The organism is Nonomuraea sp. 3-1Str, from assembly GCF_031570565.1.
In the GTDB taxonomy this organism is placed as follows: domain Bacteria; phylum Actinomycetota; class Actinomycetes; order Streptosporangiales; family Streptosporangiaceae; genus Nonomuraea.
Genome location: NZ_JALHBK010000018.1, coordinates 145,845 through 168,594 on the forward strand (window position 1 = coordinate 145,845; position 22,750 = coordinate 168,594).

General features: G+C 73.7%; 27 protein-coding genes and 1 pseudogene. 15 read left to right on the plus strand and 13 right to left on the minus strand.

What is annotated here, in order from left to right:
- The first annotated feature begins 35 nt into the window (after positions 1–35).
- From MTP10_RS26725 to MTP10_RS26740, 4 genes are all read left to right on the plus strand, one after another.
- Complete coding sequence (locus tag MTP10_RS26725) at positions 36–620, plus strand: hypothetical protein (protein WP_310712432.1); 585 nt, start codon at positions 36–38, stop codon at positions 618–620.
- A 58-nt stretch (positions 621–678) separates the two neighbouring features.
- The gene (locus MTP10_RS26730; protein WP_310712433.1) at positions 679–1,284 is read left to right on the plus strand and encodes a cyclodeaminase/cyclohydrolase family protein; all 606 of its coding nucleotides are present in this window, start codon (positions 679–681) and stop codon (positions 1,282–1,284) included.
- Positions 1,281–2,132: a bifunctional 5,10-methylenetetrahydrofolate dehydrogenase/5,10-methenyltetrahydrofolate cyclohydrolase gene (locus MTP10_RS26735; RefSeq protein WP_310712434.1), complete on the plus strand. Its 852-nt coding sequence runs from the start codon at positions 1,281–1,283 to the stop codon at positions 2,130–2,132. The genes MTP10_RS26730 and MTP10_RS26735 overlap by 4 nt, the downstream gene beginning before the upstream one ends.
- Positions 2,133–2,204: 72 nt before the next feature.
- Positions 2,205–2,885 carry a type 1 glutamine amidotransferase gene (locus MTP10_RS26740; RefSeq protein WP_310712435.1) on the plus strand — a complete coding sequence of 227 codons (681 nt, stop codon included), beginning with the start codon at positions 2,205–2,207 and terminating at the stop codon, positions 2,883–2,885.
- On the opposite strand, the gene MTP10_RS26745 is transcribed toward MTP10_RS26740, so the two are convergent.
- Complete coding sequence (locus tag MTP10_RS26745; RefSeq protein ID WP_310712436.1) at positions 2,878–3,879, minus strand: hypothetical protein; 1,002 nt, start codon at positions 3,877–3,879, stop codon at positions 2,878–2,880. The two genes, MTP10_RS26740 and MTP10_RS26745, sit on opposite strands and share 8 nt — an antisense overlap.
- A 61-nt stretch (positions 3,880–3,940) precedes the next feature.
- Between MTP10_RS26745 and MTP10_RS26750 the strand changes: the two genes are divergently transcribed.
- Positions 3,941–4,426 carry a MarR family transcriptional regulator gene (locus MTP10_RS26750; protein ID WP_310712437.1) on the plus strand — a complete coding sequence of 162 codons (486 nt, stop codon included), beginning with the start codon at positions 3,941–3,943 and terminating at the stop codon, positions 4,424–4,426.
- On the plus strand, positions 4,423–5,187 hold the full coding sequence (locus MTP10_RS26755; protein WP_310712438.1) for an SDR family oxidoreductase: 765 nt from the start codon (positions 4,423–4,425) through the stop codon (positions 5,185–5,187). The genes MTP10_RS26750 and MTP10_RS26755 overlap by 4 nt, the downstream gene beginning before the upstream one ends.
- A 10-nt stretch (positions 5,188–5,197) precedes the next feature.
- Here the strand turns inward: MTP10_RS26755 and MTP10_RS26760 are convergent, their stop codons facing one another.
- Entirely contained in the window at positions 5,198–5,938 is a 741-nt protein-coding gene (locus MTP10_RS26760) for a sulfite exporter TauE/SafE family protein (RefSeq protein ID WP_310712439.1), read from the minus strand.
- Positions 5,939–6,126: 188 nt separating this feature from the next.
- On the opposite strand from MTP10_RS26760, the gene MTP10_RS26765 reads away from it, so the two are divergent.
- Together MTP10_RS26765 and MTP10_RS26770 are read left to right on the plus strand one after the other, a co-directional pair.
- Positions 6,127–7,731: a catalase gene (locus MTP10_RS26765; protein WP_310712463.1), complete on the plus strand. Its 1,605-nt coding sequence runs from the start codon at positions 6,127–6,129 to the stop codon at positions 7,729–7,731.
- A 68-nt stretch (positions 7,732–7,799) separates the two neighbouring features.
- The gene (locus MTP10_RS26770; RefSeq protein ID WP_310712440.1) at positions 7,800–8,456 is read left to right on the plus strand and encodes an endonuclease V; all 657 of its coding nucleotides are present in this window, start codon (positions 7,800–7,802) and stop codon (positions 8,454–8,456) included.
- Positions 8,457–8,477: 21 nt separating this feature from the next.
- Here MTP10_RS26770 and MTP10_RS26775 read toward each other — a convergent pair whose 3' ends face one another.
- Positions 8,478–9,122, minus strand: a complete 645-nt coding sequence (locus MTP10_RS26775; protein WP_310712441.1) for an NAD(P)-binding domain-containing protein — start codon at positions 9,120–9,122, stop codon at positions 8,478–8,480.
- Positions 9,123–9,208: 86 nt separating this feature from the next.
- Between MTP10_RS26775 and MTP10_RS26780 the strand changes: the two genes are divergently transcribed.
- The gene (locus tag MTP10_RS26780) at positions 9,209–9,577 is read left to right on the plus strand and encodes a helix-turn-helix domain-containing protein (RefSeq protein ID WP_310712442.1); all 369 of its coding nucleotides are present in this window, start codon (positions 9,209–9,211) and stop codon (positions 9,575–9,577) included.
- A 21-nt stretch (positions 9,578–9,598) separates the two neighbouring features.
- Here the strand turns inward: MTP10_RS26780 and MTP10_RS26785 are convergent, their stop codons facing one another.
- The 4 genes from MTP10_RS26785 to MTP10_RS26800 are packed head-to-tail and all read right to left on the minus strand — an operon-like array spanning position 9,599 to position 13,105.
- The gene (locus MTP10_RS26785; RefSeq protein ID WP_310712443.1) at positions 9,599–10,204 is read right to left on the minus strand and encodes a response regulator transcription factor; all 606 of its coding nucleotides are present in this window, start codon (positions 10,202–10,204) and stop codon (positions 9,599–9,601) included.
- Positions 10,201–11,469, minus strand: a complete 1,269-nt coding sequence (locus tag MTP10_RS26790) for a histidine kinase (RefSeq protein WP_310712444.1) — start codon at positions 11,467–11,469, stop codon at positions 10,201–10,203. The genes MTP10_RS26785 and MTP10_RS26790 overlap by 4 nt, the downstream gene beginning before the upstream one ends.
- On the minus strand, positions 11,466–12,203 hold the full coding sequence (locus MTP10_RS26795) for an ABC transporter permease (protein ID WP_310712445.1): 738 nt from the start codon (positions 12,201–12,203) through the stop codon (positions 11,466–11,468). Before MTP10_RS26795 ends, MTP10_RS26790 begins: the two co-directional genes overlap by 4 nt.
- Entirely contained in the window at positions 12,203–13,105 is a 903-nt protein-coding gene (locus tag MTP10_RS26800; protein WP_310712446.1) for an ABC transporter ATP-binding protein, read from the minus strand. The genes MTP10_RS26795 and MTP10_RS26800 overlap by 1 nt, the downstream gene beginning before the upstream one ends.
- Before the next feature lie 118 nt (positions 13,106–13,223).
- Between MTP10_RS26800 and MTP10_RS26805 the strand changes: the two genes are divergently transcribed.
- Positions 13,224–13,610 (plus strand): hypothetical protein, encoded by a 387-nt coding sequence (locus tag MTP10_RS26805; RefSeq protein ID WP_310712447.1) that lies wholly within the window; start codon positions 13,224–13,226, stop codon positions 13,608–13,610.
- 32 nt (positions 13,611–13,642) lie between these two features.
- Here MTP10_RS26805 and MTP10_RS26810 read toward each other — a convergent pair whose 3' ends face one another.
- A complete protein-coding gene (locus MTP10_RS26810) occupies positions 13,643–14,119 on the minus strand; it encodes a DUF2283 domain-containing protein (RefSeq protein ID WP_310712448.1) in 477 nt (158 codons plus the stop codon).
- A gap of 169 nt (positions 14,120–14,288) precedes the next feature.
- Here MTP10_RS26810 and MTP10_RS26815 point away from each other — a divergent pair, with 169 nt between their 5' ends.
- The 5 genes from MTP10_RS26815 to pyrF all read left to right on the plus strand — a co-directional run bounded on the left by MTP10_RS26815 (position 14,289) and on the right by pyrF (position 19,407).
- Positions 14,289–14,939, plus strand: coding sequence for a GntR family transcriptional regulator (locus MTP10_RS26815; RefSeq protein WP_310712464.1), 651 nt, complete (start codon positions 14,289–14,291; stop codon positions 14,937–14,939).
- Between the two features lie 105 nt (positions 14,940–15,044).
- The gene (locus MTP10_RS26820; RefSeq protein WP_310712449.1) at positions 15,045–16,409 is read left to right on the plus strand and encodes an MFS transporter; all 1,365 of its coding nucleotides are present in this window, start codon (positions 15,045–15,047) and stop codon (positions 16,407–16,409) included.
- Positions 16,406–17,365 (plus strand): dihydrodipicolinate synthase family protein, encoded by a 960-nt coding sequence (locus MTP10_RS26825; RefSeq protein ID WP_310712450.1) that lies wholly within the window; start codon positions 16,406–16,408, stop codon positions 17,363–17,365. Before MTP10_RS26820 ends, MTP10_RS26825 begins: the two co-directional genes overlap by 4 nt.
- Positions 17,362–18,498: a mandelate racemase/muconate lactonizing enzyme family protein gene (locus tag MTP10_RS26830; protein ID WP_310712451.1), complete on the plus strand. Its 1,137-nt coding sequence runs from the start codon at positions 17,362–17,364 to the stop codon at positions 18,496–18,498. Before MTP10_RS26825 ends, MTP10_RS26830 begins: the two co-directional genes overlap by 4 nt.
- Before the next feature lie 102 nt (positions 18,499–18,600).
- Positions 18,601–19,407: an orotidine-5'-phosphate decarboxylase gene (gene pyrF / locus MTP10_RS26835; RefSeq protein ID WP_310712452.1), complete on the plus strand. Its 807-nt coding sequence runs from the start codon at positions 18,601–18,603 to the stop codon at positions 19,405–19,407.
- Between the two features lie 34 nt (positions 19,408–19,441).
- Here the strand turns inward: pyrF and MTP10_RS26840 are convergent, their stop codons facing one another.
- The 5 genes and pseudogenes from MTP10_RS26840 to MTP10_RS26860 all read right to left on the minus strand — a co-directional run.
- A complete protein-coding gene (locus MTP10_RS26840) occupies positions 19,442–19,729 on the minus strand; it encodes a hypothetical protein (protein ID WP_310712453.1) in 288 nt (95 codons plus the stop codon).
- A 58-nt stretch (positions 19,730–19,787) separates the two neighbouring features.
- Positions 19,788–20,501: a polysaccharide deacetylase family protein gene (locus MTP10_RS26845; protein ID WP_310712454.1), complete on the minus strand. Its 714-nt coding sequence runs from the start codon at positions 20,499–20,501 to the stop codon at positions 19,788–19,790.
- 37 nt (positions 20,502–20,538) lie between these two features.
- Positions 20,539–21,420: a ribokinase gene (rbsK, locus tag MTP10_RS26850; protein ID WP_310712455.1), complete on the minus strand. Its 882-nt coding sequence runs from the start codon at positions 21,418–21,420 to the stop codon at positions 20,539–20,541.
- A complete protein-coding gene (locus MTP10_RS26855; RefSeq protein ID WP_310712465.1) occupies positions 21,417–22,451 on the minus strand; it encodes an ADP-ribosylglycohydrolase family protein in 1,035 nt (344 codons plus the stop codon). Before MTP10_RS26855 ends, rbsK begins: the two co-directional genes overlap by 4 nt.
- 12 nt (positions 22,452–22,463) lie before the next feature.
- Positions 22,464–22,661 (minus strand): annotated as a pseudogene (locus MTP10_RS26860) (Lrp/AsnC family transcriptional regulator); the annotation flags it as partial.
- Positions 22,662–22,750: the final 89 nt, after the last annotated feature.

Genomic DNA, 22,750 nt, shown 5'->3' on the forward strand with positions numbered 1-22,750 from the left:
TGGGGCCCTTACCGGACGACGGGGGTTGGGGCGTCATGTCCAACGGTGTGCGTCATGTACTCGGAGTGGTCGCCGGGGTCCTGCTGCCACCGCTGGTCGCCGTGGCCCTGGTGTACGGAGTCGGCGAGGTCTCGCTGAGCATCCAGAACTTTCTGGTCTCGTGGACCGGGCTGGCCGCGATCGTGGTGGCCGGTGTGCTGCTGGCCCTTCTCGCCTCCTCGCGGTTGTCGCCGGTCGCCTCGCTGCTGGGCGGGATCGGGTTCACGCTGCTCGGTCTGCTGCCGTTCGCCGAGATCCTGTCCGGGTCGTCGGTGATAAGTCGGTTCGTGCCGGGATGGATGCGTTCGGGGTATCTGACGCTGGGGTACACGGGGGTGTTCCTGGTGATGGGGGTCCTGCTGCTGGTGGCGTCGGCGTTCCCGTCGCGATGGCGCTCGCGGCGTCCGCCGGTGGTGACGCCGGGGCACGGGACGTCGGCGTACGAGATGTCCGGCCACGAGGCCTACGGGGCGCCGTCTCACGGAGCCTACGGTCAGTCCTCGTACGGGCCGCCGGCGCAGGGGCCGTCGTCCTATGGGCAGGTGTCCGACGACGCGACCCGGCCGATGCACCGGGAGTGACGCGCCGGGCCCGCGGCCGGGCGCGAGCCCGGATGCGGCGGGCTGGCAGAATGCCGCCATGCGCGACATGAAGATCGGCGACTTCCTCGAACGGCTGGCCGCCCGCGAGCCCGCGCCGGGCGGTGGCGCGACCGCGGCCCTGCACGCGGCCCAGGCCGCGGCGCTGCTGGGCATGGTCGCCCGTTACAGCACCGGCGACCGCTACGCCGGACACGCGGCGACCGTGGCCGCGGTGACGGCCGAGACCGACGCCCTGCGCGAGCGGGCCCTGGGCCTGGCCGCCGAGGACGCGGCGGCGTTCACGGCGGTGACGGAGGCGTACAAGCTGCCCAAGGGCGAGGAGCGGAGCGCGGCCATCGCCGCCGCCCTCGCCGGCGCGGCCGAGCCGCCCGCCCGGGTCGCCGAGACGGCCGCGCGGCTGGTGGAGCTGTGCGAGACGCTGCTGCCGATCGGCAACCCCAACGTGGTCACCGACGTGGCCGCGGCGGCCGAGGCCGCGCGGGCCGCGCTCACCACGGCCCGCGTCAACGTCGAGGTCAACATGGGCGGTATCAAGGACGAACCGGTGCTGGACGGGCTGCGCGCACGCCTGGCGGGTGTGGACGACGCCGTCGCCCGGGCCGAGCGGGTCACGGCGGCCGTGCGCGAGGGCCTCGCCCGATGACCGGGACCCCCGCGAACGGCGTGGAGCTGCGCGGCCGGGAGCTCGCCGCCGCCCTCCGCGAGGAGGTCGCCGGGCTCGTGCGGGCCGCCGGGACCGCGCCGAGGCTGGCGGTCGTGGTGGCCACCGCCGACGAGGCGTCCCTGTGGTACGTGCGCTCCATCGCCAAGGCCGCCGCCGGGGTGGGCGTCGCCTGCGACATCGTGGACCTCGGCGCCGCCGCCCCGGTGGAGGGCATCCGCGCCACGCTCGAACGGCTCAGCGCCGACCCGTCGGTCCACGGCGTCATGCTGCAGACCCCGCTGCCCGAGGGCGCGTCGGCGCAGGAGCTGGCCGGCGCGATCGACCCGGCCAAGGACGTCGACGGAGCCAACCCGCTGTCGCTCGGCCGGCTGGCGGCCGGGCTGCCCGCGTTCGCGCCGGCCACGGCCGCCGCGGTGATGGCGCTGCTCGACCGGCACGGCGTCGAGCTGCGGGGCGCCCGGGCCGTCGTGGTGGGCCGGTCCACCGTCGTGGGCAAGCCGCTGGCGCACCTGCTGCTCGACCGGCACGCCACCGTGACCGTCTGCCACTCGCGCACCCGCGACCTGGCCGCGGTCACCTCCACCGCCGAGGTGCTGGTCGCGGCCGTGGGCCGGGCCGGGCTGATCGGCGCGGAGCACGTGGCGCCCGGCGCGGTCGTGATCGACGTCGGCACCAACCCGACGGCCGACGGCGGCCTGACCGGCGACGTCGACTTCGCCGCGGTCATCGGCAGGGCCGGCGCGCTGACCCCGGTGCCCGGCGGCGTCGGCCCGGTGACCACCGCCCTGCTGCTGCGCCACACCGCGACCGCCGCGGGACTGCCGTGACCCGCGCCCACGACGCGCGCCGGAGGCCGGCGCCGCTCTCCCCCGACGCCCACAGGAGGCCGGTGACCCGCCATGCGTGACGTCCTGATCGTGCAGAACAGCAGGAGCGGCGGCCCCGGCCGGTTCGGCGGCTGGCTGGAGGACATGGGGCTGCGGCTGGACGTCGTCCACGCCTACGACGGCGAGCCCGTGCCCGAGACGCTCCGCCACGACGCGATGCTCATGATGGGCGGCGGCTACCTGCCCGGCGAGGACGACCGCGCCCCCTGGCTGGCGCCCACGCGGGGGCTGGTGCGGCAGGCGCTGGCCGGCCGGGTGCCGTTCTTCGGCATCTGCCTGGGCGGGCAGATGCTCGCCGAGGTGGCGGGCGGAGAGGTGACCGGCGACGCGGGGGCGCCGGAGAACGGCAGCGTCCCGGTCACGCTGCGGCCGGAGACGGCGGCCGACCCGCTGTTCCGCGACCTGCCGGAGGTGGTGCCCGCGATCGAGCACCACGTGGACGCGATCACGGCCCTGCCGCCGGGCGCGGTGTGGCTGGCCGAGACGGCCCGCTGCCCGTACCAGGCGTTCCGGGTGGGCGAGGCGGCGTGGGGCGTGCAGTTCCATCCCGAGGTGCTGCCGGAGCGGATCCGGACGTGGGAGGTGGCCGGGTTCGACCCCGACGAGGTGTACGCGGGGGCGGTGGCCGACGAGCCGGTCTCCACGCCCCTCTGGCGCGAGGTCGCCACCCGCTTCGCCAAGCTCGTCACCTGACCCCGGCCCGGCGCGGCCGCCCGCGGACCCGCCGGGCGGCTCGCAGCCCCGCCCAGGTCAGCAGGGCCAGGATCCCGGCCAGCGCGTACTCGATGGCCGGAATCCTGACCGCCTCACCGGCGGCGCCCCAGAGGTCGCCGCGGACGGCGTACACGGCCAGGAGAGAGCCGCCGTAGCAGGCGGCCAGCAGCCCGCGGACCGGGCGCGACAGTCCCAGGCCGTGCATCTGCGTGATCACGAAGACGCCGAGGAAGCCGAACAGGAACATCGGCCACATCCCGTCCGGGCCGGACGTCATGAGGGCGACCAGGGTGCCGTGGACCACGACCGTCAGCTCCAGCGTCAGCGTCCACCAGCGGCCGGTGTGCGCCCGGGTGAGGAACAGGCTGCCCTGCACCAGCAGGAGGAACATGTAGAAGAAGCCGATGAGGTGGCCGGTGGTGGACTCGGCCGGGTGGTACCAGAAGGTGTAGACGGCCGCCCAGCTGAACAGGTAGCCGTGGTAGCGGCGGGCGAGGTCCACGACCTCCCGGCCGATGGGCGCGGGCCGGCCGAGGAACATCCCGCGCCGCCGGTTCTCCATGACGAGCACGACGACCAGCAGGAGGATGACGGAGCCCTGGGAGCTGAAGATCGACACGTCCTGGGCCAGGCCGTCATAGAACAGGTGGGTCTGCAGGACGTGCAGGGCGACGAAGCCGGCGTTGACGGCCAGCGCGACGACGTTGATCGGGTGCAGCCCGGTGACGTGGCGGCGGACCCGGGTCTGGGCGTAGTAGATCATCCACCAGAACGCGATCTGGTGGGCCGCGTAACCCGCCCACGCCGACAGCCTGGTCCAGACGGTGGGCTCCGGCAGCTTCCAGTAGTACCAGGCCGCGCCCTGGTCGGGCAGGAGCGCGACGTCGTCCAGCCGCCGGCCCAGCAGCCAGATCAGCCCGGTCAGGACGGCGCTCGCCACCACCCCGGCGACCGGCGCCGCCCACCGGCTCACCGCCTCCGGCTGTTTCTTTCTGTCATAGAATATTTCCACCATAGAAACGTATAGGAGCGTCGTGACGCCGGACAACGTGACCGCGTACGAGCTGATGGTCCTCATCCGCAGGCTCAACATGGAGGGCGACCGCTTCGTCGAGGGCTTCGCCACGGCGCACCGGCTGCACCGGACCGACCTGAACGCCCTGGTGGTGATCCTGGACGCGCACGCCGCCGGCCGGCCGCTGGCGCCCGGCGAGCTCGGCGCGGCCCTGAGCCTCAGCGCTCCCGCCACGACGGCCCTGCTCGACCGTCTGGAGCAGGCCGGCCACGTCGAGCGGCGGCGCAGCGCCACCGACCGCCGCAAGGTGGAGGTCGTCGTGCACGAGCAGGCGGTCGAGCTGGCGGGCCGCTTCTTCGCCCCCCTGGGCAGGCACCTCACCGTGGCGATCGACGCGTTCAGCCCGCAGGAGCGGGAGGTCATCGGCCGGTTCCTCACCAGCGGCATCGAGGCGACCGTGGCCGCCAGGCTGGAGCACGCCGCCAGGCTGGAGCACCGGGCATGACACCTTCGTCGATCGTGGTCACCGGCGGGACCCGCGGGCTCGGGTACGGTCTCGCCCGGTCCCTCGTGGCACTGGGGCACCGGGTGGCGGTGTGCGGGACCGACGCGGACGGCGTGGCCGCGACCGCCGCCGAGCTGGGCGTGCTGGCCCGCGTGGCCGATGTCGCCGACCGCGGCCAGGTCGAGGACTTGTGGGAGGCGGCCGTGCGCCGCCACGGCCGCGTCGACGTCTGGGTCAACAACGCGGGGGTGTCCCATCGGCGCCTCCCGCTGTGGCGGCTGCCCGCGCACGAGGCGCGCCGGGTGATGGAGGTCAACCTGCTCGGCGTGCTGAACGGCTCCGCCGTGGCGGCCGCCGGGATGGCGGCGCGGGGCGGCGGCCACATCTGGAACATGGAGGGCCTGGGCGGCGACGGCCGCACCGTGCCCGGCCTCGGCGTGTACGGCGCCACCAAGCGCGCCGTCACCTACCTGACGCGGGCACTGTCCAAGGAGGCCCCCGAGGGGGTCTCGGCGGGCCTGCTGAGCCCCGGCATGGTCGTCACCGACCTGCTCACGTACGGCTACTCGGAGGAGGAGCGGGAACGCGCGGCGAGGATCTTCGCGATCCTGGCCGACCCGGTGGAGATCGTGGCGCCGTGGCTGGCGGAGCGCGTGGTCACCCAGGCCAGGAACGGCGCCCACGTGCGGTGGCTGACACCCGCCAAGATCGCCTACCGGTTCGCGACGGCGCCCTTCTCGCGGCGGCGCGTTCCGCGGTGACCTGGAGCACTCAGGAGGCGTACGCGTCGTAGCCGAGCTTGGCGGCGACCGCCAGGCCGCAGGCGGCAGCGAGGTAGCGCAGGCTGTGCCCCGGCAGCCGCCGGGCGATCTTCGGCCCGAGCCACCCGCCCAGCAGGAATCCCGCCGCCAGCGGCGCCACCGCCCCCCAGTCGACCGGCCCGAACAGCGCGAACCCCACGGCCGCAACCGTGTTGGCCAGCCCGGACAGCACGTTCTTGACCGCGTTCGTCCGGGCCGGCGCCTGGTCGAGCATCGCCGACAGCACCGCGAACATGAGGATGCCGCCCGCCGCGCCGAAGTAGCCGATGTAGATGGCCACGACGAACAGCGCGATCCTCGCCGGTATCCCGTGCTCGGCGTGCTTGCGCGCCGAGGGCGGACGGACGAGGAGCAGGGAGGCGGCGGCGATGAGCCAGGGCGCGATCAGCTCGAACGTCCGCGACGGCGTGAGCAGCAGCAGGGTCGCGCCGGCCGCGCCGCCGAGCGCGGTGATCCAGCCCAGCCTGAGGACCCGGCTCCCCTGCCCCGCGAGCTCCGGCCGCGAGCCGGCCGCCGCGCCCAGGCCGGTGAACAGCAGGGCCACGGTGTTGGTGACGTTCGCGCTGAGCGGCGGCAGGCCGAAGGCCAGCAGCGCGGGATAGGACACGATCGAGGCGAGACTCACCACGGTGCTGACCACCCCGGCCGCGACGCCCACGCCGAGCAGCCCCAGCACGTCTCCGACGATCACCAGGACATGGTAGGGGCTGTCCGTTTTGTCGCCGAAGCCGGGTTGCTTGCTGACGTTCCGGTAGATCTATGAGTCAAACCGTTAGTGACCTTTCTACGGGATAGGTATGCCGGGACGCAGCAGGACCCAGACACATGGCCAGTCACATGGAAGGAGCCGAGAGCGTGACGACCGGCGACGACCGCCCGATGTTGACCACCCGGCAGGGACATCCCGTCCACGACAACCAGAATCAGCGCACGGTGGGCGCGCGAGGACCCGCGACGCTGGAGAACTACCACTTCCTGGAGAAGATCAGTCACTTCGACCGGGAGCGCATCCCGGAGCGGGTCGTGCACGCGCGCGGCACGACGGCCTACGGCTACTTCGAGGCGTACGGGAAGCTCGGCGACGAGCCGATCTCGCGGTACACGAGGGCGAAGCTGTTCCAGGAGGCCGGCAAGCGCACGGACGTGGCGCTGCGCTTCTCCACCGTCATCGGCGGCCGTGACTCGGCCGAGACGGCCCGGGACCCGCGCGGGTTCGCGATCAAGTTCTACACCGAGGACGGCAACTGGGACCTCGTCGGCAACAACCTCGGGGTGTTCTTCATCCGGGACGCCATCAAGTTCCCCGACGTGATCCACGCCCTCAAGCCGGACCCCGTCACGTTCCGCCAGGAGCCGGCCCGCATCTTCGACTTCATGTCGCAGACGCCGGAGTCCATGCACATGCTGGTCAACCTGTTCAGCCCGCGCGGCATCCCCGCGACGTACCGGTTCATGCAGGGCTTCGGGGTCAACACGTACAAGTGGGTCAACGACCGGAACGAGACGGTCCTGGTCAAGTACCACTGGATGCCCAAGCAGGGCGTGCGGAGCCTGACCGCCGAGGACGCGGCGGCCATCCAGGCCGGCGACCTCGGCCACGCGACCAGGGACCTGCACGAGGCGATCGAGCGCGGCGACCACCCCGAGTGGGAGCTGCTCGTGCAGATCATGTCCGACGACGACCATCCCGAGCTGGACTTCGACCCGCTGGACGACACCAAGGTGTGGCCGGAGAACGACTTCCCGCCGCGCCCCGTCGGCCGGCTGGTGCTCGACCGCAACGTCGCGAACAACTTCGCGGAGAACGAGCAGATCTCCTTCGGCACGGGCGTGCTGGTGGACGGGCTGGACTTCTCCGACGACAAGATGCTCGTCGGGCGGACGTTCTCCTACAGCGACACGCAGCGCTACCGGGTCGGGCCCAACTACCTGCAGCTCCCGGTCAACCAGGCCAAGAACGCCACGGTACGGACCAACCAGCGCGACGGGCAGATGACGTACTACGTGGACGGCGACGGCGAGAACCCGCACGTCAACTACGAGCCGTCCATCACCGGCGGCCTGGGCGAGGCGCCCAAGCCCGTCTCCGCCGAGCAGGGGCCGGTCATCAGCGGCCGGCTGACGCGGGCGCGCATCCCCCGGACCAACGACTACGCGCAGGCCGGCCAGCGCTACCTGCTGATGCACCAGTGGGAGCGCGACGACCTGGTCGAGAACCTCGTCCAGAACATCGGCCAGTGCGCCCGGCCGGTCCAGGAGCGCATGGTCTGGCACTTCCTCCTGGCGGAGGACGAGCTGGGGCTGCGCGTCGGCCAGGGCCTCGGGATCACACCCGCGGACGTCAGCCACCTGGAGCCCCTGCCGGGCCAGACGCTGACGGACGAGGACCGGCAGCGGCTGTCGCAGCTCGGCAAGAACGGCCCCCGGGACGTCACGGGGCTCAAGATGACGCACTGCGTGCCCGACGAGCGCGGCCTGCCGTAGACCAGCGGCGCACCGCGAGGCCGGCCTCCAGCCGCGGAGGCCGGCCGCCGCCGGGCTAGATTGATCATGTGCTCGTGAACCAGCTTCACCCGTGGCCGGCCACCGCCGAGGAGGCACAGGCCATCCAGGACCGGCTGCGCCCGCACGTCGAGCTCACCGGGCCGACGACGTTCACGGCGGTGGCGGGCCTGGACGTCCACTACTACGGCGACGACCGGGTGCGCGCGGCCGTGGTGGTCCTCGACGCCGCCACGCTCACGGTGCTGGAGCAGGTGACCGTCGAGGACGAGGCCCGGTTCCCGTACGTTCCCGGGCTCTTCGCCTTCCGGGAGCTGCCCGCCCTGGTGCGGGCCCTCGAACGCCTGACGACCACGCCCGGGCTGCTGGTGTGCGACGGGTACGGGGTGGCGCACCCGCGTGGCTTCGGCCTGGCCTGCCACCTGGGCGTGCTGACCGGCCTGCCGGCGATGGGGGTCGGCAAGACGCCGTTCGTCGGCGACCACGCCGCCCCCGGGCGGGAGCGCGGGGCATGGACGCCGATCACGCTGGACGGCTCGACGGTGGGGCGCGCCGTCCGCACGCGGGAGGGGGTCAAGCCGGTGTACGTCTCCCCCGGTCATCGCATCTCGCTGGAGACTGCCACGGAGCAGGCGCTGCGCCTGTCGCCCCGCTACCGGCTCCCCGAGCCCATCCGCCACGCCGACCACCTCGCCCGTCACGGCTGACGGGCTCCGGCATGCCGGGGCTCACGCGCCGGCGTGCTCCTTCGGGGTGAGGATGGCCTGGGCGTCCGCTCCGGCGAACCACAGGCCGATGACGAACGCGGCCGTGGCCTCCAGGAGGGTGGCCCTGGCCAGTCCCCCGCCGTCCAGCGGCGTGCAGCCGAGGTCCGTGACCAGCCGCCGTACCAGCTCCAGGGCGGCCGGGTCGTCCCCGCACAGCGGCACGGCCAGCGGCCTGCCGTCGAAGACCGGCGGCGTCATGCGCCACACGTCCACGTGGCCCAGGTTGAACGCCTTCACAACATGTGCCCCTGTGAGATCCGCCGCCGCCCCGGCGATCGGACGCGTGGGGTCGTACGCGTCCGGATGGACGTTGGTCACGTCGATGAGCGGCTTGCCGCGCAGCGCCGTACCCGCCGCCGCGAGCACGTCCGTCAGGCCCGCCTCCAGCACGGCCGCCATCACGACGTCGCCGAACGCGGCCGCCTCCGCGAACGTGCCCGCCAGCACCTCCCGCTCCTGGACCTTCGCCGCCCCGGTCATCCAGGCGGCCAGGGCGGCGGTCTTCTCCGGGTCGCGGCCACTGATCATGACCTCGTGACCCGCGCGATGCCACTGGGTGCCGAGGGCGTCGGCTATGCCGCCCGCGCCCAGGATGCCGATCCGCATGTTGTGCTCCATTCGTGTAAAGGTGTGACGGGACGACGGTACGAAGGCCGTCGCACACCATTCGGTGCGTATCGAGGGGGTCCACGGTGTTCCTCGCCGACTGCCAGGCCAGGCTGGCCTTCGACCTGATCGCCAACACCTGGAGCGCCGTGGTGGTGTGGGCGTTGCGCCAGGGACCGCGGCGGCCCGGCGATCTGCGCGCGGCGATCGGCGGCGTCAGCCCCAAGGTGCTCACCGAGACGCTGCGCCGGCTGGAGTCCAACGGCCTGGTGGTGCGGCACGCGTACGCCGAGGCGCCGCCCCGCGTGGAGTACGAGCTGACCGGCCTGGGCCGGAGCCTGCTGGAGCCGATCGAGCGGCTGGGCGAGTGGGCCTTCACCCACGCGGACGAGGTGATGGCCGCGCAGGACCGGTGGGAGGCCACCGGTGAGCTGGAGGAACGGCCCGCCGGCTGACCGGCGCGGTGTGACCGGAGCTCACAGCCAGCCCAGTGCCTGGGCGTGGCGGACGGCCTCGACGCGGTTGCGGGTGCGGGTCTTGCCGATGGCCGAGGACAGGTAGTTGCGGACGGTGCCTTCCGACAGGTGCAGGCGGGCGGCGATGTCGGCGATGGTCGAGCCGTCGGCCGCGGCGGCGAGCACGTCGCGCTCCCGCGCCGACAGGGGGTTGGGGCCGGCGCTGAGCGCGGCGGCGGCCAGCCCCGGGTCGATCACCCGCTCGCCGGCCCGGACGCGGCGCACCGCGGCGGCCAGCTCCCGCGCCGGGCTGTCCTTCACGAGGAACGCAGCCGCGCCGGCCTCCATCGCCCGGCGCAGGTAGCCGGGACGGCCGAACGTCGTCAGGACCATCACCCGGCAGTCCGGCAGCAGCCGCCGGATCTCCTCGGCGGCGGTGATGCCGTCGCCGCCGGGCATCTCGACGTCGAGCAGCGCGACGTCCGGCTGCGTCTTCCTCGCCACGGCCACCGCCTCGGGCCCCGAGGCCGCCTCCCCGACCACCTCGATGTCGCCCTCCAGGCCGAGCAGCGTGACGAGGGCGCCGCGCACCATGGCCTGGTCCTCGGCCAGAATGATCCTGATCACGGCTGCTCCGGCTCTCTCTCGCCCGGCACGGCCATCGCGGCCGCGCTCCCGTCCGGCGCGGACTCCGGCTCAGTCGCGGGCTCCGGCGCGGGCTCCGGTGCGGGCTTCGGCGCGGGCTCCGGCTCAGGATTCCGCGCGGGCTCCGGCTCGGGCGCCGGCGCCGGGACGCGGACGGCGAGGCGGAAGCCGCCGCGCACCGGGCCCGCCGCCATCGTGCCGCCCGCCGCCGCGACTCGCTCCGCCAGCCCCGCCAGCCCGTTCCCCTCCCCCTCGGCCGCGGACCCCGCCTGGCCGCGCCCGTCGTCCGTGATCTCCAGTGTGGCCTCCGCCCCGTCGTACGTCACGGTGATGTCGCAGCGCCGGGCCCCCGAGTGGCGCAGGACGTTCGTGCTCCCTTCGCGGACCGCCCACGCGAGCAGCCCGTCGAGCGCGGCCGGCAGCGGCGTCCCCGACAGCCGGACGAATGTGTCCGTGCCCGCCGACTCCAGCGCGGCGCGGGCGCCGTCCACCGCCTCGGCCAGCCCCCGCCGCCGGTAGCCGGTGACGGCCTCCCGCACCTCGACCAGCGCCTGGCGGGCCACCTCCTCGATGTCACGGACCTCCCGCCACACCGCCGGCGACCCCTCGGCCAGCCGCCCGGCCAGCTCCGCCTTCATCGCGATGAGCGAGAGGCTGTGGCCGAGCAGGTCGTGCAGGTCGCGGGCGATGCGCAGCCGCTCCTCGCCGGCCGCGAGCCGGGCCACCTCGCCCTGCGCCTCCCGCAGCCGGGACACCAGCAGCCGGGTGTTGCGCACGTTGGTGAACAGCACCGCCAGCGTCACGACCTGGAAGAGGAGCAGGACGAGGGTGCCCGAGTCGGTGCCGGTGACCAGGCCGAGCCCGGCGACCGTGACCCCCATGGCGGCGACCGCGGCCACGGCCTGCCGCCTCGGCAGCGCCATGGCGAAGGCCACGCTCATGTAGACCGGCAGTGCGAGCCACCCTCCGCCGAAGATCGGCGGGAGGGCGACGGCGAGCAGTGTGGTGAGGCCGAGCAGCGCGTACGTCCAGCGGCTCGGGCGGCCGATCGTCCGCTGGCTGAGCACGATCCCGACGTAACCGCCGACGAACACGATCAGGGCGACGCACGCCCACACCGCCCGGGCCCCGGTGACCTCCCCCCGCAACACCCCCAGGACGGGGGTCACGAGGTAGACCAGCCCGACGGAGATCATCAGCAGCCGCCTGACGGGCGAGAGGCCGTCGGGCGGCCCGGAAAGGCTCATCCGCGTACGGTAGCTCGCCGGTAGGCGAGGACGGCGAGCACTCCGAGGGCCGCCGCCCAGCCGGCGACCGTGAGCGCGTCCGTCATGGGCACCCCGTGGCCGGCGATGACCTTCCAGCCCATGTCGGCGTAGCTGTAGGCGGGAGTCACCTCGGCGACGGAGCGCATGGTGTCACTCATGGTGCTCACCGGGAACCAGAGCCCGCCCACGATCACCAGCCCCAGCATGGTGACGAGGGTGACGGGCTGGACGGCTTCGGGCCGCAGCAGCGAGCCCACGATCAGCCCCAGCGCGACGAACGGCACGGCCCCCGCCCACAGCGCCCCCACCAGCGCGGCCCACTGCCCGGCCGGCAGCGACACGCCCTGCGTGAGCGCCCCGGCCAGGCACACCAGCAGCATCGAGGGCAGGACCAGCACCAGCGCGCCCACCAGCTTGCCCACGATGATCGTCCAGCCGGGCAGCGGCGTGACCCGGAGCTGCGGCAGCCAGCCCGAGGCGCGCTCCTGCGCCCACGGCCCGGCGGTGTTGACCAGCGCCCCGGAGATCGCGCCATAGGCGGCCATGGAGACCATGACGTAAGCGCTGAGCGTGACGCCGTCGCCGGTGGTCTCCTTGCCGAAGACGTTGGCGTTGAGCAGGTAGATGACGAGGGGGAACCCGATCCCGATGATCAGGAACTTCTTGTTGCGCACCATGCGCAGCATCTCCAGCCGCACGTACGAGGCGAGCATCAGGACTCCCGGGTGAGGGCGAGGAAGGCGTCTTCGAGGTGGCCGCCGGAGACCTCCAGGTCGCGGATCACCAGCGTGGTGTCGCGGTAGAGGGCGGCGGTGGTGAGGGCGGTGTCGTCGGTGCGCAGCCTGGCCACGCCGTCGCGGATCTCCACCGCGGTGACGCCCGGCAGGGACTCCAGCCCGGCGGCCGGCTGGTCGCCGAGGCGGAAGGTGACGAGCCGGCCGCCCGCCGCGGCCTTGATCTGGGCGGTGGTGCCGTCCGCGGCGAGCCTGCCCCCGGCGATGACGAGGACCCGGTCGGCGTGCTGGTCGGCCTCCTCCAGGTAGTGGGTGGCGAACAGCACGGTTCGGCCGTCCGCCGCGTACGCGCGCATGCCGTCCCAGAAGCGCAGCCGCGACTCGACGTCCATCGCGGCGGTCGGCTCGTCGAGCATCAGCAGGTCGGGGGCGCCCGCCACGGCCAGCGCGAACCTGACCCGCTGGGCCTGCCCGCCCGACAGCCGGCCGGCGCGGCGCCTGACCAGCGGGCCGAGATCGGCCAGGTCGAGGATCTCGCCGAGGGGCAGCGGCCGGGGGTAGAGGCTGCGCACGAAGCCGACGAGCTCGCCGACGGTCAGCTCGGGCATCAGCTCGCCGTGCTGGAGCATGGCGCCGACCCGGCCGCGGGCGACGGCCTCCTCCGGCGGCCCGCCGAGCAGGCGGACCGTGCCGGCGGTGGGCCGGGTCAGGCCGAGCAGCAGGGAGATGGTGGTGGACTTGCCGGCCCCGTTGGGGCCGAGCAGGGCGATGGCGCCTCCGGTGCCGGCCGTGAGGCTCAGGCCGTCGACCGCGCGCACGTCGCCGTAGTGCTTGGCGACGTCGTCCAGGGCGAAGGCGGGGGTGGAGGAAAGGGGTTCCATGCCTTCCACGCTAGGAGCGCGCCGGGCGGCCCCCTGGTGCCGTGCGTCCTGCGTTCACGCTGACATTTGTCATGCGGGCGCCTACCGGGCGCGCACGGCGTGGCTGTAGGGTGCGCGCGTGTCCGTTCCTCTCCGCCGGGACAACCCCGCCGGGTCCGCGCTGCGTTTCGCCACCGAGCTGATCGCCTGGGTCGCCACCCCGTGGGCTCTGGCATCCCACTCCGTCGCGCTGGCCGTCCTGTCGGTGGTCGTGCTGATCGGGCTGCCGACGTTGTTCTCCACGCCGGGCGACAAGCGGAGCGTGATCGTGGCCGTGCCGGGGTTCGTGACGATCCTGCTGGTGCTGCTCCAGCTCGTGGCCGCGGTGGCGGCGTCGTGGGTGGCCTGGCCGGCGGCGGTGGCGGTCGTCGTGTCGGTGCTGGCCGTGGCGACCGTGGCGTTCGAGGTGCCGCGCTGGCGTTGGCTGCTGTCCGGCGGCGCTCGCTCCACGTCCCGGACGGGCTGAGCCCGGGGGGCGCGCCCGGGCCGGGCGGAGGTCTAGAGGCGCAGCTCGGGCGGGAGGAGCGTCTCCGCGTCCAGCAGCTCGACGCCGAGCAGCTCCCCGGAGGCGCCGTAGTCGAGCACGGCCCGGCCGGCCGTCTCCTGGCGCACGGCCTCGCCCGGCACGATCTCGTGCTTCATCGCGAGGTAGGCGATGTCGTGGTCCTTGTCCCAGGACAGGTACACGGTCCGCGGCCGGCGGCCGTCCGGCTCCTCCTCCCAGGTGAGCATCCCCTCCTTGGCCTCGTGGGAGCCGGCCAGCGCGGCCCGGACCATGGCGAGCGCCAGGTCCACCGCCTCCAGCGAGTCGACGCCGGTGACCTTGCGCTCGTGCTCCCATCCGGCCAGACCGTCGATCCGGTACGGGCACGACCATTCGCCCGTGGGCTCTTCCACGGGCACGCCGATCGTGACCGTGACCTCGTGCGGCGGCTCGGTGGCGAGCGTCAGCGTCCGGCGGGCGATCTCGTACATGCAGGGTGATCTACCCCGAGGTGAGGAGGGCAAGACAGGCCCTCGGGCGGCCGGAAGATGTTTCGGTCACGTCACGGCATCGTTTCCTTGCCGTATGCCCAGATTAGTCCTAAAGTCGCATCTCATACATCGCATATGATGCGCCAGTCCAGGAGGAGTCTTCGTGGCGATGCCAGTCTTCAGTCCCGGCGCGTTGCCGTCCCGTACGGCACACGTGCTGGAGACCATCAAGGCGGCGATACTCAACGGCCGGTTCAAGCCGGGGACCCCCCTGGTCGAGAGCGACCTGGCCGGCCAGTTCGGCGTCTCGAAGACACCGGTGCGCGAGGCGCTCAAGGCGCTGGAGAGCACGGGGCTCGTCGTCATCCGTCCCTACACCGGCACCACGGTCCGCCAGTTGAGCGACGAGGACGCGCTGGAGGTCTACGACATGCGCCTGCTCCTCGAACCGGAGGCGGTGCGGCGCAGCGTCGTCGCCGCCGCCGACTTCTCCGAGGCGGCGCAGTCCCTCGACCGGGCCTCGCAGGCCGCCGACGCGTCCGAGCGCAGCATCGCCAACCGGGACTTCCACCGGGGTCTCTACGCGGGCTGCGGCAACCCGCTTCTCGTCCGCACCTTGGACGGGCTCCGGGACCAGACCGCGCTGGTGTCGGCCGCGTCGTGGTCGCGCAGCCCGTCATGGGAGGAGGAGGCCGAGGAGCACGCCGCGATCCTCGCCAAGGTGCGCGAGGGCGACGGCGACGGCGCGGCCACACTGGTCCGCCGGCACATCGAAGGCTTCGTGGCCAGGCACCTGAGGAGGGAAGCGGCCACCCGATGAAGCGCGAGATGCGGCCCGTTCTCCGCCAAGATCCCGGGCCGCGTCTCTGAGAACACACACGCTCCCTCAAGGAGCGTCTCTGGTACCCCCGTCAGAGGAGCAACCATGACCCATTCTACGCCGACGCGCGCGCCGTCGGCCCCCGCCCGCAGCCGCATGCGGTGGACCATCGTCGGCTTCTCGGCCCTCGGTCTGACGATCGCCTACCTCGATCGCGCGGCGCTCAGCGTGGCGATGCCGTTCATGTCCGAGGAGTTCGAGATCAGCCCCGCCGTCCAGGGCGTCCTGCTCTCGGCGTTCTTCTGGACCTACGCCCTGTTCCAGATCCCGTCCGGCTGGCTGCTGGACCGGTTCGGCCCGAGGGTGATCTATCCGATGGCCGTCGGCTGGTGGTCGGTCTGGACCGCGCTGATGGCCCTCACGCAGAGCTTCGGCTGGGTCATCGTGTCCCGGCTCGGCCTCGGCGTCGGCGAGGCTCCCGTGCAGCCGGCGAACGTGAAGGTCGTCTCGCAGTGGTTCCCGCGCAAGGAGCGGGCGTTCGCGTCGAGCCTGTTCGACATGGGCCAGCAGATCGGCACCGCCCTGTCCGTCCCGGTGGTGACGGCCCTGGCCGTCCTCGGCGGCTGGCGCCTGTCGTTCCTGGTCATCGGGGTGCTCGGCATCCCGTGGCTCATCGGCTGGCGCCTGGTCTACCGGCACCCGGAGCAGCACCCGCGGGTCTCGGCCGAGGAGCTGGCCCACATCCGCTCCGACCAGGGCGAGGCGACGGCCGGCTCGACGGCCGACGGGGCCTCCAGCGAGAAGGTGCCGTGGGGCCGGCTGCTGCGCGACAACCAGGTGTGGGCGCTGATGACCGGGTACGTGTTCCGCTCGCTCGCCGGGGCCTTCTTCCTCACCTGGTACCCCAGTTACCTGCTCAAGGACCGCGGGTTCAGCAAAGAGGACTTCGGCATGGTGGGCGCCATCCCGGCGCTCATCGCCATCGGCGCCACCGTGCTCGGCGGCATCGCCTCGGACCGCATGCTGGCGTCGGGGATGTCGACCAACGCCGCCAGGAAGATCCCGATCGTCTCCGGGCTCGCGCTGAGCGCCTGCATCGGCTTCGCCCCGTTCATCGAGAGCAACGTCCTGCTGATGGTCGTGCTCACCGTCAGCAGCGCCGCCCACTCGTTCGCGGGAGCCGCGATCCTGAGCCTCCCGGCCGAGGTGGCGTCGTCCCCGGCCAGCGTCGGCTCCATCGCCGGGTTCCAGAACTTCGGCTCCCAGCTCGGCAACCTGATCAGCCCGATCGCGATCGGCCTGTTCCTGAGCGCCGGCAGCGGCTCCTACGTCGGACCGCTGGTCGGGGCCGCGGCGAGCTGTCTTGTCAGCGCGGCCATCTACCTGTTCTGGGTGCGCGTCAAGCCCGTCACCCCATCGCCGGAGCCGGCCGGAACGGCTCCCCCGTCTCCCGGGAGGACCACGTCATGAGCGCCCGTCCGAGCACCGCGGACCTGAACACCGCGGATCTGAAGGAGCGGCTCAGCACCGTCATCGGCATCCCCGTGGTGCCCTACGCCGCCGACGGCGAGATCGACCACGACCGGGCCGTGGCGCTGGCCCGCCGCCTGGTCGGCAACGGGATCACCGCGCTGACCCCGAACGGCAACACCGGCGAGTTCTACGCGCTGACCCCCGACGAGCGCCGCGCCGCTCTCACCAGCGTGGTCTCCGCCCGCGAAGCGACGACGACGATCGTCGCCGGGGTCGGGCTGGACGTGCCGACCGCCGTCTCGGACGCCCTCTTCGCCCGGGACGCCGGCGCGGACGCCATCATGATCCACCAGCCCGTGCTGCCGTACCTGTCGGCCCGGGGATGGGTCGAGTACAACGCGGCGATCGCCGCCGCCGTCCCTGACCTCGGGGTGCTGCCGTACCTCAGCACCACCGCGGTGTCCGGCGCCGACATCGCCCGGCTCGTGGAGCGGGCCCCGAACGTCGTCGGGCTGAAGTACTCGGTCCCGGACCCGGTCGTGTTCGCCACCACCAAGGCGCGGGCGGGCGACGGCCTGCTGTGGATCGCCGGCCTGGCGGAGTCGTACGCCCCCGCCTACTGGCAGGCCGGGGCGCGGGCGTTCACCTCCGGGCTGGTCAACGTGGCCCCGGCCGTGTCGCTGGAGATGCTCGCCGCGCTGCGGGACGGCGACTACGACACGGCGACGCGGGTATGGCGGCGGATCAGGCACTTCGAGGAGCTGCGGGCCCGCGACCGCGCGGCCGACAACGTCTCCGTGGTCAAGGAGGCGATGCACCAGCTGGGGCTGTGCCGGCGCGAGGTGCGCCCGCCCAGCCATCCGGTGACCGCCGCGGTGGCGGCGGAGGTGGCCGAGTCGATCAGCCCGTGGCGCTCGGCCGTGCCCGAGCTGGGGACGGAGCTGCGCATATGAGGATCGCGTCACTGGAGACCTTCCGCCAGCGGGTGGGCGACCGCCCCCGGATCCTGGTGAAGATCACCGCCGACGACGGCACCACGGGCTGGTCCGAGGTCTACAACCACGGGCCCGACCTGGCCTACCCGCCGCTACTCGACTACCTGTTCGAGCAGGTCAAGGGCATGGACGCGCGGAGCCCGAGCCGGGTCAACCAGTTCCTGCTGCAGTCCTGCCGCTTCCCGCAGGGTGCCCTCGGCCTGGCCGCGATCGCCGCGATCGACCTCGCGCTGTGGGACATCGCCGCCAAGGCCGTGGGCGTGCCGGTCTACCGGCTGCTCGGCGGCGCCGTACGCGACCGGGTGCGGGTCTACGCCGGCCTGTACTCGGCGCCCGACCCGGCCGAGCTCCAGGAGCGGACCGCGGCGCTGCACGAGCGCTTCGGGTTCACCGCGTTCAAGCTGAGCCCGTACCGCCGTGACCCGAACCGGGTGCGGTCCGGGCTGGTCGCGAACGAGCTCGGCGCGTACTTCGGCCGGGTACGGGCCGGGCACCCGGAGGAGTGGGAGTTCGCGTTCGACGCGCACGCCTGCCTCTGGGAGCCCCGCCAGGCCGTGGAGCTGGGCGCCGCCCTGGCCCCGCACCAGCCGCTCTTCCTGGAGGAGCCCATCCGGCCCGAGCACCTCCCGGCGTGGGGGCGGATCAGGTCGGAACTGGCCGTGCCGCTGGCGACGGGCGAGTCGCTGTACTCGCCGCACGAGTTCCTCGCGCTGCTGACGGCGCAGGGAGCCGACATCGTGCAGCCCGACATCTGCGTGGTCGGCGGGATGACGCAGCTCCTGAAGATCGCCGCCATCGCCGACGCGCACTACGTCCCCGTGGCGCCGCACAACCCGCTCGGGCCGCTCGCCACCGCGGCGAACGTGCACTTCGCGGCGGCGGCCACCAACTTCGCCATCCTGGAGTACAAACCCGACGAGGTGTCGTGGTGCCCCGATCCCTACCTGCCGGTGGACGGGCATCTCGACCTGCGCCCGGACCGGCCGGGCTGGGGCGTCGAGATCGACGAGGACGCCCTCCGGGAGGACGACTGGGTGCGCTGGGACCGGAAGGTGCCGACCCGCCCGGACGGGTCCACGGCCTGGATGTGAGCAGAGGGGTCCCCGCCGTCGTCCCATACCGGCGGCGTCGGAAAACTTCCACGCCCGACCGGCGGGGATTACTCTGCGAACGTTCACGAGGGGGGCTGGGCGATGGATGAGCCGTTCGGGACCAGGCTGCGGGCCAGGCTCGACAAGTACGGGCCGCTGTGCGTCGGCATCGACCCCAGCCCGGGGCTGCTGCACGCGTGGGGCCTGGACGACTCGCCGGCGGGGCTGGAGCGCTTCAGCAGGACCGTGGCCGACGCCGTGGGCGACGTCGCGGCGGTGGTCAAGCCGCAGCCGGCGTTCTTCGAGCGGTGGGGCAGCCGCGGCGTCGCCGTGCTGGAGTCGGTCATCGCCGACCTGCGGCAGGCCGGCCCGCTGGTCGTCCTGGACGCCAAGCGCGGTGACATCGGCGCCACGATGGCCGCCTACGCCGAGGCGTACCTCGACCACGGCAGCCCGCTCGCGGTCGACGCGGTCACGCTCAGCCCGTACTTCGGGTTCGGCGCGCTGGAGGGGGCGATCACCTCGGCCGTCGCCAACGACGCGGGCGTCTTCGTGCTGGCGCGCACCTCCGGCCCGGAGGCGGCGCGGTTCCAGGAGCCGGTGGCCGGGCAGGTCTACGCGGGCGTCGAGGCGGCCAACGCGGGCCGGGCGCCGCTCGGCCCGGTCGGCGTGGTGATCGGCGCCACGCTGCCCTCCGCCGGCCACCCCCTCGACCGCCTCAACGGCCCCATCCTCGCGCCGGGCGTCGGCCCGCACGGGGCCTCACCCGCCGACCTGGCCCGGCTGTTCCATCCGGTACGGCACGCGGTGGTCCCGTCGGTCTCCCGCGCCGTCCTGGCGGACCCGGGCCGGGTGCGGGAGCTGACGCTGCGCTACCGGGACGAGTGCGCCCACCACCTGTCCGCCTGACGTCCGGCGGCCCGGGCCGTCCCGGGCGCGATGGTCAGCCGGTCGGGCCGGCGTCGGGGCGCACCTCCGGCTCCTCTCCGACGCCGCCGGTCCGTCCCTCCCCATCCGGTTCCGCCGCGGCCTCTTCACCCGCGTCTTCACCCGCGCCGGCACCCGCCTCGGCCTCGGAGGCGGCCTGCGCCTCGGGCGGGTCGGCGGGGATGGGGCGGCCGGAGCGGGACGTGCCGGCGCCGGACCGCTCGGCGACGACGTCGCTCTCCGCGTTGAGGCCCGTCACGGTGCCGGGCAGGGGCTCAGGATGTTCGTCGTGGTTGTCGCTCATGAGCGGTCACCTGCCCCCGCCGGCCCCGCTGATGTGGCGAGCGGCGGGGTGAATCCGATCACCCCCGCCCCTTCGCCGGCAGCTCCGAGACCGTGACGAACCGGTAGCCCTCGGCGTGCAGGGCCGACACCACGCCCCTGATGGCCGCCCGCGTGTTCGCCCCGCTCCCGTACCAGGGGTGGAGCAGGATGATCGAGCCCGGCCGCGTCCGGGCCCGCACCTCCGCCACGATCTCGCCCGCCGTGGGCGTCCTGCCGGAGTCGGGCTCGACGTCCCACATGATGGTCCGCTGCCCGTGCTCGGCCAGGTACATCGGCAGCACGACGAGCTTCTTGCCCGTCGGCGGCCGGAACGTGATCTCGCCCTTCTGCCCGGCGGCGCGGATGAGCGTGTTCGTCCGCTCCACCTCGTCCTTCACGGTCCCGGGCGAGACGAACACCATCCGGCGGTGCGTATAGGTGTGGTTGCCCAGCTCGTGCCCCGCCGCGACGAGCGCCGCCGCTTCCTTCGGGAACCTCTCCACCTGCGAGCCGACGACGTAGAAGGTGGCCCGGGCCCGCTCGGCGGCGAGGGCGGCGAGCACCTCGGCGGCGTGCTCGTCCGGCCCGTCGTCGAAGGTCAGGGCCACCACCTTCTCCGTCGTGCCGGCCCGCGACACCAGCTCGCCGGCGACCTGGTACGTACGCGAGTTGACCAGCCGGTACAGGCCGGTGGCCACCAGCACCAGCGCGACCGCCACCGCCGCCGTCACCCACAGCCGTCGCCGTCTCATCGGCTCTCCCCCGTGATCGTGATCATGGGGGAGGAGTCTAGAGAGCGGCGTCGATCTCCGCGCGGCTCGGCATCGACGTGCTCGCGCCCGGCCGCTGCACCGACAGCGCCGCCGCCGCCGACGCGAAGCGCAGCGCCTCCTCGGCCGGCCGGCCCTCCGCCCGGGCCACGGCGAGCGCGCCGACGAACGTGTCGCCCGCCGCCGTGGTGTCCACGGCCTCCACCCGGACGGCCGGGACGCGCAGCCGCTCCCCCGCCCGGGAGCCGTACAGGGCGCCCTCCGAGCCGAGCGTGATCACCACTTCGGGAACCCGCTCCAGCAGGCGGTCCAGGGCGTCGTCCGGGTCGGTGGTGCCGGTAAGGGCCGCGGCCTCGTGCTCGTTCGGGACGATGAGCGCGACCGCGTCCAGCAGCTCGTCCGGCAGCGGCTGGGCGGGCGCCGGGGTGAGGACGGCCGGCACGCCCGCCTCGCGGGCGGCCCGGGCCGCGCCGATGACGGCCTTCATGGGCAGTTCGAGCTGGAGCAGCACGGCGCGGGAGGCGGCGATGACGGCGCGCTCCTCCTCGCTGGGCGCGGTGACCAGACCGTTGGCGCCGGGCACCACGATGATCGAGTTGCCGCCGTCGTCGTCCACCACGATGTGCGCGATGCCGCTCGGGCCCGGCACCTGGCGCAGGCGCTCGACGTCGACGCCGGCGACCGCGAGCGTTTCGCGGATCGCCGCGCCGAACCCGTCGTCGCCGACCGCGCCGAGGAAGGCGACCTCCGTGCCCGCGCGGGCGGCGGCGATCGCCTGGTTGGCGCCCTTGCCGCCGGGAACGGTGCGGAACAGGCGGCCGGTGACCGTCTCGCCCCGCTTCGGCGCCCGGTCCACGTACGCGACGAGGTCCATGTTCGCGCTGCCGAACACCGAGATCATGCCGTCATCAACTCCCCCGTGCGCCGGGCCAGCTCGTCCAGCCCGATTCCGTCGAACCCGGTCAGGCTGCTGGCCAGGCTGTTCCTCATCCTCCACCGCTCGGGCACGCCGCCGTTCAGCGCCCCCGCGACCGAGCCCACGGTCGCGCCGGCCGAATCGGTGTCCCAGCCGCCGGCGACGGCCCCGGCGATGGAGGCGGTGAAGTCGCCCCGGCCGTGGATCAGGGCCGCGGCGACGAGGGCGGCGTTGTTGATCGTGTGGACCCAGTGCAGGCCGGCGTGCCGCTCGTGGAGGCGGTCGAGGACGCGCTCGAAGTCGGGCTCGGACGCCGCGTCCTCGGCCGCCCGCCGTACCGCGTCGTGCAGCCGCGAGCCGGGCGGGACGACCGACAGGCCGGCGGCCACCACCTCCTCCACGGAGGTCGCCACCAGCGACTGCGCGCACAGGGCCGCGGCGAACATCGCGCCGTAGACGCCGTTGGCGGTGTGCGTCAGCCGGGCGTCGCGCCAGGCGTACTCGGCGGCGGTGGCCGGGTCGCCCGGGTTGACCCATCCGTACACGTCGGTCCGGATGAGCGCGCCGATCCACTCGCGGAACGGGTTGCGGTGCGTGGCCGTCTCGGGCGGCTCGACGCCGGACAGCAGGTTGCGGTACGCGACGCGCTCGGCGGTGAACGTGCGGCCCGCGGGCAGCTCGTCCAGCCACAGCTTGGCGACGTCGTCGGTGGTGAAGCCGCGGCCGTGACGCTCCAGGACGGTCAGGGCGAGCAGCGGGTAGTTGAGGTCGTCGTCCTCCGGGACGCCGTCGATGTTCTCGGCGAGCGAGTTGACGGCGCTGCGCCGGTTCCACGGCCAGCGGGCGGCCACCTCGGCCGGCAGCCCCCGCGCGGTGAACCAGTGGCGGATGGGCCAGTTGCCGGTGGCCTCGGCGATCTCCCTGACGCCCTCGCGGGGGATCTTCTCCACCGGCTTGCCGAGCACGCACCCGGCGGCCCGCCCCTGCCAGGCGCCCAGCAGCCGCGCCGGGTCCACCGGGCGGCGGTCGCGGGGCGCGGGCCACGAGGGGGTGGCGGGGTCGATCGGCTTGATCGACACGAACGCGGTCAGCGGCAGGCCCACGGCGTCGGGGTCGATGACGGCGGTGTAGCCGCGCAGGACGCCGCGCTTCTCCAGGCGGCGCCCCCGCTGGGGCACGGCCGAGACCGAGAGCCCGGTCTCCCTGGCCAGGGCGGTGAAGCTCATCCGGGCGGCGGCGGCCCGGGGCGGGGCGGTCCGGCGGGCGGGCGCCCCCCACGGGCGAAAACAAGCCGTGGGGGGCGCGACAGGGTCCC